The organism is Vibrio mexicanus (assembly GCF_001012815.1).
Classification (GTDB): domain Bacteria; phylum Pseudomonadota; class Gammaproteobacteria; order Enterobacterales; family Vibrionaceae; genus Vibrio; species Vibrio mexicanus.
On record NZ_JYJP01000116.1, the window covers coordinates 90,257 to 103,632 of the forward strand.

The window sequence follows — 13,376 nt, forward strand, 5'->3', positions numbered from 1 at the left end:
CCTCCGAAAGAGAGGCGTTCACATAGTGATAAAGGGTAACTACTAACAACAGTCTGTGTGGCCATCCTGTTTGAGCGATCGGCAGCATGCTTAGGAATAAAATAAAGAGGGTAAAAATTATGGCGACAATGAAGGATGTTGCCCAGCTTGCAGGAGTTTCAACTGCGACCGTATCCCGGGCGCTAATGAACCCAGAAAAAGTATCATCTTCTACACGTAAACGCGTAGAAGATGCGGTACTTGAGGCTGGCTATTCACCAAACTCCTTGGCGCGAAATCTACGTAGAAATGAATCCAAAACCATCGTGGCTATCGTCCCGGATATCTGTGACCCATATTTCACAGAGATCATTCGCGGTATTGAAGATGCGGCGATGGAACACGGCTATTTGGTATTGCTGGGAGACAGTGGCCAACAAAAGCGTCGTGAATCCTCTTTCGTCAACCTTGTCTTTACCAAACAAGCAGATGGAATGCTGCTACTAGGTACAGACTTACCATTTGATGTGAGCAAAGCTGAGCAAAAGAACCTGCCTCCGATGGTGATGGCGTGTGAATTTGCGCCAGAGCTTGAGCTGCCTACCGTTCATATCGATAACCTGACTTCAGCATTTGAAGCGGTCAATTACCTGACTCAAATGGGCCACAAGCGAGTCGCTGAAATCGCGGGCCCAGAACAGGCGGTTGTGTGTCAATTCCGCCATCAAGGCTACCAACAAGCTTTACGCCGCGCAGGTATCATTATGAATACGGCTTACTGTGCGCGTGGAGAGTTCTCGTTCGAGTCGGGTGCTAAGGCGGTTCGTTCGTTGTTGGCGCTGCCAGAGCCACCAACGGCAATCTTCTGTCACAACGACACAATGGCCATTGGCGCGATTCAAGAAGCGAAAAAGTTAGGTCTGCGAGTCCCACAAGACTTGTCTGTTGTCGGTTTTGATGACATTCAGTTTGCTCAGTACTGTGATCCACCGTTGACGACTATCTCGCAGCCTCGATACGAGATCGGGCGTCAAGCAATGCTGATGATGCTTGAAATGCTTCGTGGTCACGATGTGCGTGCAGGCTCTCGCTTGCTTGAGACCCAGCTCATGATCCGTGATAGTGCTGCGCCACCACGAGTGCTGTAGCCCGCGAGAACGAATCTAGCGATTCGTATATTTTGATGAGAGTGAAAGGGAGCCGTGTTGCTCCCTTTTTATTTTGTCTTGCAAGAGTAACTCACTGCACGATTTGGTGTGTTGCTTCCACATCTTCCCTGTCATCTGATTTCAAACTGGATTACCATGGGAGCTAGTTTAAGTTTTGATTCTATTTAGCTTGTGGCAAATAAAGATTATGTAAGGCGCGGCCGCGGTTCATCGAAGCAGCCCGCGCGTAAAAAAAATGCCCCTCGTCGTAAACCTTGGCGTAGTGGTTTGATTGCTCTCATCTTAGTGGGAGGGTTTGGCTATGGCTTGTATTTGCTGAGTCAAGATCCTGAGCCAGAGCAACCGGTACAAGTGCAACCTGCTAAACCTAAGCCGAAACCAAAACCCGCACGTGTCATCCCGCCTGCACCGGAAGAGAAATGGGACTATGTCGAAACGCTGCCAAATCGCGAGGTGAAGGTAGAAGCGAAAGAGCAAGTGGTGTCGGATATTCCTTACATCATGCAGTGTGGTGCTTTCAAACAAGAATCACAGGCGGAAGAGCGCAAATTGGAGATTGCTTTCCAAGGCATTAAGAGTGAAATCCGTAAGAAAGAAGGCAGCTCGTGGTATCGAGTGGTACTTGGCCCTTATGAGTTGAAGCGTGCTGCAGAGCGAGATAGGCATAAACTTCAACGTGCTAAGATCGAGCCGTGTGCAATTTGGAAAGAAGCGCAGTAACCGTTCCTAGAAACTGAACTAGAAAAGAAACGCCCTTATCGGGCGTTTTTCGTTATTGGCGTCAAACAAAATTAACGAAACTGCGGAACGTGTTCGTAGTATTCAAGGCCGAAGTCTGTCAGGTGGACATCTTGGTCTACTAGCTCAATGTATCCTGATCGGCTTAAACGCTCGAGCACCGTTGGCAGCGACTGTTGCATGAACAGCGTTATGGAGTCTGACAAATGGTTGACCGTGATAGTCCCACATTTCTGATACATCAAATGATAGAGAACCGAGAGTTCATCTAAATTCATCGTACAGTTATAGGTACTAATATTCGCATTTAGCATGTTCAGAATTCCTTTCTTTTTATACTGAATAGAGACTGTACGTCGTAATGGTAATTGGACGTGCTAGATAGAAAGGCTAGTTAGATCAATGATTTATTTGATTAGACTTTCTTACGCAATCTCTAACATTTCTCTGACAGTTAACTCTTTGTTTTATCGTGATATTCAGATTATGCCTTCACCTCGTTTTAGAATCTTTTTGACTGTGTGTTTGTTTTAAATAATTGATGGCGCAAATGGGTGATCAAAGAGTCATAGATGGGGTTGTTTTAACGGTATTTGAATGGCGTGATGCTTGAAATTGGAACCTCATGTCCTCATATGAAGAATTAGAATCAGTTTATAACTAGAAACCCAGAAATAAGAGGCTCTACTCGTGACTACCATTGTATCTGTTCGTCGTAATAACAAAGTTGTCATTGCCGGAGATGGCCAGGTCTCTCTAGGAAATACAGTAATGAAGGGTAATGCGCGCAAAGTGCGTCGCCTATACAACAACAAAGTATTGGCTGGCTTTGCTGGTGGCACTGCGGATGCGTTCACTTTGTTTGAGCGTTTTGAAAGCAAGCTGCAGATGCACCAAGGTCATTTAACCAAAGCGGCTGTTGAATTAGCAAAAGATTGGCGCAGCGATCGCGCCCTACGCAAGCTAGAAGCACTGTTGGCAGTCGCTGACGAAACCGCATCACTCATCATCACCGGTAATGGTGATGTTGTTCAACCAGAAAATGATCTGATAGCGATTGGGTCTGGCGGTAATTTTGCGCAAGCAGCGGCAACAGCCCTACTTGAAAACACAGATTTGGATGCGCGTGAAATTGCAGAAAAATCGCTGGCTATTGCAGGCGATATTTGTGTATTCACCAACCATCACCACACTGTTGAAGAACTGGAAAGCACCGTTGAGCTACCGAAGCCGGAATAAGACTCAAGCAAATACTTTCAACAGTGATTAGAGAATTAAGGATTAGACATGTCTGAAATGACTCCTCGTGAAATCGTTCATGAACTGAACCGTCACATTATTGGCCAAGACAAAGCGAAGCGCTCTGTTGCGATTGCACTGCGTAATCGCTGGCGTCGTATGCAGCTAGAAGAAAGCTTGCGCGCAGAAGTAACACCTAAAAATATTCTTATGATTGGTCCAACCGGTGTTGGTAAAACGGAAATTGCACGCCGCTTAGCGAAACTGGCTAACGCGCCATTCATTAAAGTGGAAGCGACCAAGTTCACCGAAGTGGGTTATGTAGGTAAAGAGGTTGAAACCATCATTCGTGATTTGACGGATGTGGCGATCAAGATGACTCACCAACAAGCGATGGACAAAGTGAAATTCCGCGCTGAAGAGCAAGCGGAAGAGCGTATTCTTGATGCTTTATTGCCACCAGCACGCGATGCTTGGGGCAAAACGAACAGCAAGATGAGAGTGCATCGAATACTCGTCAAATCTTCCGCAAGAAGTTGCGTGAAGGTAAGTTAGACGACAAAGAGATTGAAGTTGATGTTGCTGCGCCACAAATGGGCGTTGAGATCATGGCGCCTCCGGGCATGGAAGAGATGACCAACCAACTTCAAGGTATGTTCCAAAACCTAGCGGGTGATACCAAGAAGAAACGTAAGCTTAAGATTAAAGATGCGTTCAAAGCACTGACCGAAGAAGAAGCGGCGAAGCTTGTGAATCAAGAAGAGCTGAAAGAGAGCGCGATCTTTAATGTTGAGAACAACGGCATCGTGTTTATCGATGAGATCGATAAGATCTGTAAACGTGGTGATAGCTCTGGCCCAGACGTATCTCGTGAAGGTGTTCAGCGTGACCTACTGCCATTGATCGAGGGCAGCACAGTATCAACCAAGCACGGCATGGTAAAAACCGACCATATTCTGTTTGTGACTTCTGGTGCATTCCAAGTCGCGAAACCGTCAGATCTGATCCCAGAACTGCAAGGCCGTTTGCCAATTCGTGTTGAGTTAGAAGCGCTAACCAGCAACGATTTCAAACGTATCTTAACTGAGCCAAAAGCGTCTTTGACTGAGCAATACATTGCCTTGATGAAGACGGAAGAAGTGGACGTTGAGTTTACTGAAGATGGTATCAACCAGATCGCTGAAGCAGCCTGGACGGTCAATGAAACCACCGAAAACATTGGTGCTCGTCGTCTGCATACTGTTATGGAACGCTTAATGGACGAGATTTCATTTGAAGCAACGGATAAAGCCGGCAGCAAAATGGTCATTGACGCAGAATATGTGACCTCACGCCTAGGTGAATTTGTTGAAGATGAAGATTTAAGCCGCTTCATTCTTTAAGCTTCATTCTTGAAGTCATCGCTTGAAGATACAAAAAGGAGATGCTGATGCATCTCCTTTTTTATTATGGACTTAAGGACCAAGGTCGATTCAATTAGAAGCGATAATCTAGAGAGACGATGAACTCGCTGTGGTTGCTGACCTTATCAGCAAATTCTTTTGATTTGTAAGAGGTTCCCATATAGCGGTAAGTACCATCGATAGAAACATTTTGCGCTACGTGATACTGAACACCTACTTGGCCTCCGAAAGCAAAGTCAGATTCGCTTTCTGAATGTTTAAAGTCTTCGCCGACATTACCACGGATGATGCCTTTATTCTTAATGTAGCCAACAGTTGCGCCACCAAAAATAGAAAAGTCTTCGTTTAATCCATGTACATAATCATAAGATGCTAGCCACTCAGTTTGTGCGAGTTCAGCTTTTGCCCATGCATCACCAATGTATAGTGCGTCAAGTTCATTATCACCGGTAAAGTTTGCAGTAAGGGTTAGTCGGTGATCTTCCGCGATGTAAGCACCGCCACGAATATGAAAAGCTGCACCTTTTGCTGTCTCTTTGTGAATGTCACCATCGCCGTCTTCAACCTTAACTGTGGCTGAATGGTAGCCCATACCGCCGCCAACAAAGTAGTCAACAGAAGTTGCATAAGTAGATGGAGCAGCAACAGCAGCAAGAATCGCTAAGCTAAGAACATTTTTCATTTTTACTTTTTCCTAAAGCGTGTATTAAAAGGCAGGTCGATTATGTACACCGTTCGATTGTAGGTAAAGTTATCTCGTAAATAACCTAGAGTTATTAAGGATTCTCTAATGCTGACCAAAGTTTATAAAAAAAGAAGGTAAGCAGTGTCGGCGGCTTGCCTTCTTTGGAATAGTTCGGGAGCGGAAATGGAGTCTTAGAAGCGGTAATCTAGAGAGACAGTGAATTCGCTGTGGTTATCGACTGCCAGCTTAACGCCCTCATTTTTCTCTTCGTACGAGGTGCCCATGTAGCGGTATGTGGCATCGATAGACCAGTTGGCATCAAGTCTTACTTGCGTACCAATTTGAGCGCCTACCGCAAGATCGCGTTCACTCTCTGAATAGCTGTATCCACCTAGCCAGTCAGTGCCTGAAACTGACAGCTTGTTATTAATGAATCCAGCGCTCACACCACCAAATACCGCCACATTGCTTGCTACAGGGTAGATGTAGTCATAAGACGCCAGAAATTCGTTTTGGCTTAGTTTGCCACTTTCTGTCCAGTCGGCAATTGGGTTTAGATCGAAATGGTAGATATCATCTTTACCAGCGAAGTTTGCCGTCAGTGTGAAGCGATGGTTTTCGTTTACGTAAGCACCGCCACGAAAATGAAAGGCTGCACTGCTTGCGGTTTCTGAGCTACTGCCAAGCCCATCGACAGATAGCTTTGCTTTTGAGTTGTGGTAGCCCATACCACCACCAACAAAGTACTCAACCGTGTTTGCGTAAGCCGCTGGTGCTGATAGTGCTGCAACAACAGCAAGGCTAATAATCTTTTTCATTTCAGTTTTCCTTAAAATAGGGGCGTACAATTTATTTTGTACAGTGTTCATAATTAAAATGTGTAATAAGCCGAATGAGATGCTCAGCCGGATTAATGTGCTTAAAGTGATTGTTTAGAATCGATAATCAATCGAAAGTGAGAGTTCGCTGTGATCATTGAACTCAAATCCTACGAGTTCGTCATCAAATGATGAACCCATATAGCGGTATGTGAGGTCTACCGATGCTTCTGACGAGAGAGCGAATTGAATGCCAGCTTGCCCGCCAAAGCTAAAATCGGTCGATGTATTTGAGTATTGCCAGCTGCTTAACCAACTCGAATCGGACTGGAGCAATTTATTGCGGATTGCCCCTGCGGTTACGCCTCCAAAGAGAGAGAGTTTTTGGGTAACAGGGTGAAGGTAATCATAGGAGAGTAAGAACTCTGATTGATTCACTTCGAGTGCTTCACCACCGAGTGCCAGTGAGCGAGCGTAAACCTCATTATCGCCAGTGACATTGGTGGTCAACGTGAATCTATGATTCTCATTGACATACAGTCCTGTTCTTAGGTGAAAGGCCATGTAGTCAGGCGTGTAATTGTCATTGGACTCAAGGTCGTTAATCGATATGAGATGATAGCCAATACCGCCACCAACGAAGAAGTCGATGTGTTCAGAGCTTGCATGCGCTGTGCAAGCAACCGTTAGTGCAACGAAGCTGAATACTTTTCTCACCGAGTTATCTCCTACATTGATATTTTGAACGCTGTTCGATTTTGTTGGTGCGGATTGTGAACGCCGTTCAATTGCAGGTAAAGTTATAACGCAGATAAGTGTTACTTATCATCATGGTCAAAAATAACCCGTGTCTTTGGAGTAATTAGGCGTGTTTTTTTAGGGGAAAAGTAAAGGGCTATTGATGGCCGTGATAACAGTCACAATACCCATATTTTTTATGCTCGTGAATGCATTACTGACGCAAAAACCTAAATGCATCAATTTTTCTGTCAATGAGCTCTTTTAAACTGAATTTAAACAGTTTTTGGGGCAACCCAAAGATCATTACAACAAGCGAATTATTCGCAATCACACTGGAGGATAACTGTGAAAACACTTACCACAGATATCGCAGTCATCGGCGCTGGCGGCGCTGGTCTTCGTACTGCTATAGCGGCAGCTGAAGCGAACCCTGAACTTGAAGTCGCTCTGATTTCTAAAGTTTACCCAATGCGTTCTCATACGGTTGCTGCTGAAGGTGGCTCAGCCGCAGTTATCAAGGATGAAGATAGTCTAGACAATCACTTCAACGATACCGTTGGCGGTGGTGACTGGCTTTGTGAACAGGATGTTGTTGAGTATTTCGTAGAAAATGCCACGCGTGAAATGATTCAAATGGAGCAGTGGGGCTGCCCTTGGAGCCGTAAAGAGGATGGCGAAGTGAATGTTCGTCGCTTTGGCGGTATGAAGGTAGAGCGGACATGGTTTGCAGCCGATAAAACGGGCTTCCACATGTTGCACACACTGTTCCAAACGTCGATGAAGTATGAACAAATCAAACGCTTTGATGAGTACTTTGTGGTCGATCTTCTCGTTGAAGAAGGTGAAGTGCAAGGCTTGATTGCCATTCATATGTCGGAAGGTGAATTGGTGACGATCAAAGCGAAATCTGTTGTGCTGGCAACGGGGGCGCGGGTCGTGTTTACCACTGTAATACCAATGGTGGCATCGTAACGGGTGATGGAATGGCAATGGCCTATCGCCACGGCGTACCATTACGTGATATGGAGTTCGTTCAATATCACCCAACGGGCCTGCCAGGTACGGGCATCTTGATGACCGAAGGTTGTCGTGGTGAAGGCGGTATCATCGTCAATAAAGATGGTTATCGTTACCTGCAAGATTACGGCATGGGCCCAGAAACGCCGGTGGGTCAGCCAAAGAACAAATACATGGAACTTGGTCCACGCGATAAGGTGTCTCAAGCATTCTGGCATGAGCAGCAAAAAGGCAACACCATCAAGCATCCGCTTGGCGATGTCGTCCACTTAGACCTTCGTCACCTTGGTGAAGAGTACTTACAAGAGCGCTTGCCATTTATCTGTGAACTTGCCAAAGCCTACGTCAATGTAGATCCAGCGAAAGAGCCGATCCCAATTCGTCCAACCGTTCACTACACCATGGGCGGTATTGAAACCAATGGTCAGTGTGAAACCCGTATTAAAGGTTTATTCGCGGTAGGTGAGTGTGCGTCTGTCGGATTACATGGTGCGAACCGCTTAGGTTCAAATTCGCTAGCTGAGTTTGTGGTATTTGGCCGCGTTGCCGGTGAAGAAGCGGTGAAACGTGCGGCAGAATTCAAAGGTTGGAACGAAGAATCTATCGCTAAGCAGGTGAAAGCGGTAGAAGACCGTATCGCGGCCTTGATGAGCCAAGACGGCGACGAGAACTGGGCAGATATCCGCACTGAAATGGGTCACACCATGGAAGCGGGTTGCGGTATCTATCGTCAAGAAGATTTGATGCAAGCCACCATCGATAAGATCACTGAGCTTAAAGAGCGCTACAAGCGCATCAGCATTAAAGACAAAGGCAAAGTGTTCAACACTGACCTTCTATACGCTATCGAAGTAGGCTATGGCCTTGAAGTAGCGGAAGCTATGGTTCACTCGGCTATCTTGCGTAAAGAGTCTCGCGGCGCGCATCAGCGTTTAGACGACAACTGCACTGAGCGTGATGATGTGAACTTCCTGAAACACTCACTCTCTTTCTTTAATGAAGGTGCAGCGCCGACCATCGATTACAGCGATGTGAAGATCACCAAATCTCAACCAAAAGCTCGCCTATACGGAGAAGCGGCAGAGAAGGCGGCGGCAGAAGAGGCAGCAAAAACAGCGGCCAAAGCTGAGAAACCATCAGAGGAGCAAGCATAATGTCAGCGAATCGTATCCAAAAAGTCGACATTCTGCGCTACGACCCTGAGCGAGACGCAGAACCTTACTTCCAAACATTCGAAGTGCCTTTTGATGAGACCATGTCGGTGCTTGATGCCATTGGTTACATCAAAGACAACCTAGATAAAGACCTGTCTTACCGCTGGTCTTGCCGTATGGCGATCTGTGGCTCGTGCGGCGTGATGGTAGATGGTGTACCAAAACTGGCCTGTAAGAGCTTTCTTCGTGACTACCCTAATGGTTTAAAAATAGAGCCTTTAGCGAACTTCCCGATCGAGAAAGACTTAATCGTAGACATGACGCCATTTATCGAGCGTTTGGAAGCGATTAAGCCGTACATCATTGGTAATGATCGTAAACCTGAAGATGGCACTAACTTACAAACACCAGAACAGATGGCGAAGTACAAGCAGTTTGCAGGGTGTATCAACTGTGGTCTTTGTTATGCGGCGTGCCCGCAGTTTGGCTTGAATCCAGAATTCATCGGCCCAGCAGCATTGACACTTGCCCATCGCTATAACCTAGATAGCCGTGATAACGGTAAAGCTGAGCGTATGCAGCTGATTAACGGTGAAAATGGCGCTTGGGGTTGTACATTTGTCGGTTACTGTTCTGACGTGTGTCCAAAGAACGTGGATCCAGCAGCAGCCGTTAACCAGGGTAAAGTAGAGTCCTCGATGGACTTTGTGATTGCCATGCTCAAACCTGATGGCAGCAAGAAGACGGCAGAGGAGGCATAAACTATGAGTAACCGTAAACCTTATGTGCGCGAAGTGAAGCGCACTTGGTGGAAAGACCATCCGTTTTATCGCTTCTACATGTTGCGTGAAGCAACAGTCTTGCCGTTAGTGCTGTTTACCTTGTTTCTGACGTTCGGCCTTGGTGCTTTGGTCAAAGGGCCAGAGTCTTGGGAAGCGTGGTTAGCATTTATGGCTAACCCTGTGGTCGTTGGCATCAATATTGTTGCTTTAGCAGGTAGTCTTCTTCATGCACATACCTTCTTCAGTATGATGCCTCAAGTCATGCCTATTCGTTTGAAAGGTAAGCCAGTCGATAAAAAGATCATCGTCCTGACTCAGTGGGCAGCGGTCGCGTTCATTTCTCTTATTGTTCTGATTGTGGTGTAAGGAGTTAACATGAAAACTAACTATAGTGTTGATCGTACACCAAAGCGATCTGATGAGCCGATTTGGTGGGGGCTATTTGGCGCTGGTGGTACATGGTTTGCCATGATCACGCCTGTAACCATTCTAGTGCTTGGCGTGCTGGCACCATTGGGCATTATCAATGCCGAGGCGTTGAGCTACGAACGAGTGGTCGACTTTGCTACTAGCTTGATTGGTGCTCTGTTCATCATCGGCACGCTGGCTTTGCCAATGTGGCATGCGATGCATCGCGTACACCACGGTATGCACGACCTTAAGTTTCACACAGGCATCATAGGCAAGATTACTTGCTACGCTTTTGCGGGCTTGATTTCAGCGTTAGCAGTGATTTTTGTCTTTATGGTATAGAAGTTCAAGGTTCAAGGTTCAAGGTTTTTACGCCTTGTTCCTTGCTCCCTCATTCTTGCTTTTTATTTTAGTTGACCACTACACCCCTTGCCCCTTGCCCCTTGCCCCTTGCCCCTATTCTTATTACTCTCTCGATAACTTTAATTCCTATGAGTTATCAATATGTCTTCTAACTGGCAGCCAAGTGCCTCCATTGAGTCTCTTAAACAGCGTGCAGCAATTATAAATAACATTCGTCAGTTTTTCGCACATCGCAATGTCTTAGAAGTGGACACGCCAGCAATGAGTCACGCGACTGTGACGGATATCCATCTGCACACCTTCCAAACTGACTTTGTTGGACCCGGATACGCGGACGGTAAAAAACTCTATTTAATGACCAGTCCCGAATTCCATATGAAGCGACTACTCGCGGCAGGTAGCGGATGTATCTATCAGATAAATAAAGCTTTTCGCAATGAGGAAAGTGGAAGACATCATAACCCTGAGTTCACCATGTTGGAGTGGTATCGAGTAGGGTTCGATCATCATCAGCTTATGGATGAAATGGATGAGTTGCTCCAATTAATTTTAACCTGCAGTAAAGCTGAACGGATGACTTATCAACGCGCTTTCCAAATTGTTTTAGGAATATGTCCTTTAGAAGCAAATATGGAAAACCTGAAGCAAGTTGCCAATGGCTTAGGACTAAGTGATATAGCAAATACCGAGGAAGATAGGGATACCTTGCTGCAGCTGCTGTTTAGTATGGGGGTTGAGCCCAAAATCGGCCAAGATGTCCCCGCATTTGTGTATGACTTTCCGGCGTCACAAGCGGCTTTGGCAAAGATTAATCTTGAAGACCCAAGAGTGGCAGATAGGTTTGAGGTTTACTTCAAGGGCATAGAGCTAGCTAATGGCTTTCATGAGTTAACAGATTCTTCTGAGCAGTTACAAAGATTCCAAAGTGATAACCGTATGCGTAACCAAATGGGATTAGAAGAACAGCCTATTGACCATCATTTAATTGAAGCTCTAACGTGCGGGTTGCCAAATTGTGCAGGCGTTGCGCTAGGTATTGACCGTTTGATTATGTTGGCGTTAGGGTGCAAACATATTGATGGAGTAATTACATTTGGATTTTCTAACTCCTAGCTGTTTAAAGACTAATTTAAAATATTAATAATTACTTATAATTAAATTAATTATACTTATTTTTCACCAATCCAACTTTTGTGTTTTAATATTTAGTTACATTTATTTTTGTGTAAATGCAATGTTAAATTTAAGATCTTGGATTATCCAGCTTTTTTCTATGTTATCGATTTCATTAAATGTGATTTATTGGATTAATGTCACATTTTTATCTCGGTCCTTTCATTTATAAATTTTAGTTGTGTTTTTTATTTCATTCTTGTAGTTAGTGATAGTGATAAAACCTGAAATTTAATTCAACTGTGGTTATTTATCCCTAATTAGTGGTTTTTCTTTATTGATACATTATTGATATATATATCAACTGATATTGGTTTTTATGAGCATTTACAACATGACAAAAGAACGTGCTACGCACATGTTACTGATAAATTTAATAATTAATTGATTTTGATTGCCTCCCCAATATATGGATAATTGCGCTGATTTTTAGACAACTCTCTGCGCAGTTTGATTTCGCCTATCAATGGGCGGTAGCGTGGAAAAACAAATATTTAAGCCGCTAATAATAACTTAAATAAATATGGCAGCCTTAAGTGATGTTTTAATTGAGAGCTGATGAAAATTATTATTTAAAACTCTAATCAATATAATTTCTTTATTGAACTCCTTCTTATTATAACGTCAATGGTTCACCTGCAATGAAAAAGCCAAGCAAAAGAAAAGGTATTGTTTTAGCCGGGGGCTCAGGCACCCGCTTATATCCACTTACAAAAGTAGTCAGTAAGCAGCTAATGCCTGTTTATGATAAACCCATGATTTATTACCCGATATCAAATCTAATGATGGCAGGTATTGATCAGATTCTAATTATTTCCACGCCTACTGAATTACCCCGATTTAAAAGTTTGCTAGGAGACGGATCTCGATGGGGTATTAATTTTGAATATGTTGAGCAACCTAAGCCTGAAGGACTCGCACAAGCATTTATTTTAGCCGAGGACTTCTTAGATGGGGCACATGCGGCTCTAGTGCTTGGAGACAATCTTTTTTACGGCCACGATCTTGGTAAATCATTAAAAGCAGCAAATGAAAACCTAGAGGGTGCAACGGTATTTGGTTATCACGTCGGAAACCCAGAATCTTATGGGGTTGTCGAGTTTGATAGTCAGGGCAAAGTTATTTCGATCGAAGAAAAACCTAAGCAGCCAAAGTCTAATTATGCAGTTCCTGGATTGTATTTCTTTGACGCTAATGTCGTGGAATATGCAAAGAAAGTACAGCCTTCTGAGAGAGGTGAATTAGAGATCACAGATGTTATAAATCAATACCTCGCTGAAGGGGCATTGAAAGTTGAACTCATGGGGCGCGGAACTGCTTGGCTTGATACCGGAACGCTAGATGACTTGTTAGACGCGGCTCTTTATATAAGGGCCGTTGAAAAACGCCAGGGCCTTAAAGTCAATTGTCCTGCTGAAGTGGCATTTCGCATGGGTTATATAGGCGAAGAACATCTAAGAACAATTGCCAAGTCTAAAGAAAAGTCGGGATATGGAAAATACTTGCACTCCATTTTGGATAATCATGTCCACCCGTCCACGGTTTGAATCAGATAATAGGGTGATGCAGTGAAGTTTATTGCTATAGAAACACTCAAAAAGCCATCATCGGTCAAGCTAAAGCTTGTTTAGAAAATAATTTTTATCCGTTGCTTGGTCGATGTAACAGCGCTAGAAGTGCTATCTCAGTTCAATTTAATAACTC

Annotated in this window: 12 protein-coding genes and 2 pseudogenes; 10 read left to right on the forward strand and 4 right to left on the reverse strand. The window is 44.5% G+C overall.

The window, feature by feature from the left end; genetic code table 11:
- Positions 1-86 precede the first annotated feature (86 nt).
- Positions 87-1,127, forward strand: coding sequence for a DNA-binding transcriptional regulator CytR (gene cytR / locus UA76_RS18400; protein ID WP_272946037.1), 1,041 nt, complete (start codon positions 87-89; stop codon positions 1,125-1,127).
- A 192-nt stretch (positions 1,128-1,319) separates the two neighbouring features.
- Entirely contained in the window at positions 1,320-1,868 is a 549-nt protein-coding gene (locus UA76_RS18405; RefSeq protein WP_047049215.1) for an SPOR domain-containing protein, read from the forward strand.
- A gap of 71 nt (positions 1,869-1,939) precedes the next feature.
- Here the strand turns inward: UA76_RS18405 and UA76_RS18410 are convergent, their stop codons facing one another.
- On the reverse strand, positions 1,940-2,200 hold the full coding sequence (locus UA76_RS18410; RefSeq protein ID WP_047049218.1) for a hypothetical protein: 261 nt from the start codon (positions 2,198-2,200) through the stop codon (positions 1,940-1,942).
- Positions 2,201-2,576: 376 nt separating this feature from the next.
- On the opposite strand from UA76_RS18410, the gene hslV reads away from it, so the two are divergent.
- Both hslV and hslU read left to right on the forward strand, forming a co-directional pair.
- Positions 2,577-3,125: an ATP-dependent protease subunit HslV gene (gene hslV / locus UA76_RS18415; protein WP_047049219.1), complete on the forward strand. Its 549-nt coding sequence runs from the start codon at positions 2,577-2,579 to the stop codon at positions 3,123-3,125.
- A gap of 48 nt (positions 3,126-3,173) precedes the next feature.
- A pseudogene (hslU, locus tag UA76_RS18420) lies at positions 3,174-4,507 on the forward strand (HslU--HslV peptidase ATPase subunit).
- Between the two features lie 94 nt (positions 4,508-4,601).
- Here the strand turns inward: hslU and UA76_RS18425 are convergent.
- The 3 genes from UA76_RS18425 to UA76_RS18435 form a co-directional block, all read right to left on the reverse strand.
- Positions 4,602-5,210, reverse strand: coding sequence for an outer membrane beta-barrel protein (locus tag UA76_RS18425; RefSeq protein WP_047049222.1), 609 nt, complete (start codon positions 5,208-5,210; stop codon positions 4,602-4,604).
- Between the two features lie 194 nt (positions 5,211-5,404).
- Positions 5,405-6,031: an outer membrane beta-barrel protein gene (locus UA76_RS18430; protein ID WP_047049225.1), complete on the reverse strand. Its 627-nt coding sequence runs from the start codon at positions 6,029-6,031 to the stop codon at positions 5,405-5,407.
- 114 nt (positions 6,032-6,145) lie between these two features.
- Positions 6,146-6,748 carry an outer membrane beta-barrel protein gene (locus tag UA76_RS18435; protein ID WP_047049228.1) on the reverse strand — a complete coding sequence of 201 codons (603 nt, stop codon included), beginning with the start codon at positions 6,746-6,748 and terminating at the stop codon, positions 6,146-6,148.
- 369 nt (positions 6,749-7,117) lie between these two features.
- On the opposite strand from UA76_RS18435, the pseudogene frdA reads away from it, so the two are divergent.
- The 6 genes and pseudogenes from frdA (at position 7,118) to rfbA (ending at position 13,219) form a co-directional block, all read left to right on the forward strand.
- Positions 7,118-8,943: pseudogene (frdA, locus tag UA76_RS18440) on the forward strand (fumarate reductase (quinol) flavoprotein subunit).
- Positions 8,943-9,704 (forward strand): succinate dehydrogenase/fumarate reductase iron-sulfur subunit, encoded by a 762-nt coding sequence (locus UA76_RS18445; RefSeq protein WP_047049232.1) that lies wholly within the window; start codon positions 8,943-8,945, stop codon positions 9,702-9,704. The pseudogene frdA and the gene UA76_RS18445 overlap by 1 nt, the downstream one beginning before the upstream one ends.
- Positions 9,705-9,707: 3 nt before the next feature.
- A complete protein-coding gene (gene frdC / locus UA76_RS18450; protein WP_047049234.1) occupies positions 9,708-10,091 on the forward strand; it encodes a fumarate reductase subunit FrdC in 384 nt (127 codons plus the stop codon).
- A gap of 9 nt (positions 10,092-10,100) precedes the next feature.
- Positions 10,101-10,478 carry a fumarate reductase subunit FrdD gene (frdD, locus tag UA76_RS18455; RefSeq protein ID WP_047049236.1) on the forward strand — a complete coding sequence of 126 codons (378 nt, stop codon included), beginning with the start codon at positions 10,101-10,103 and terminating at the stop codon, positions 10,476-10,478.
- A gap of 162 nt (positions 10,479-10,640) precedes the next feature.
- Positions 10,641-11,612, forward strand: coding sequence for an elongation factor P--(R)-beta-lysine ligase (gene epmA, locus UA76_RS18460; protein WP_047049239.1), 972 nt, complete (start codon positions 10,641-10,643; stop codon positions 11,610-11,612).
- A gap of 701 nt (positions 11,613-12,313) precedes the next feature.
- The gene (rfbA, locus tag UA76_RS18465) at positions 12,314-13,219 is read left to right on the forward strand and encodes a glucose-1-phosphate thymidylyltransferase RfbA (RefSeq protein WP_047049242.1); all 906 of its coding nucleotides are present in this window, start codon (positions 12,314-12,316) and stop codon (positions 13,217-13,219) included.
- Positions 13,220-13,376 lie beyond the last annotated feature (157 nt).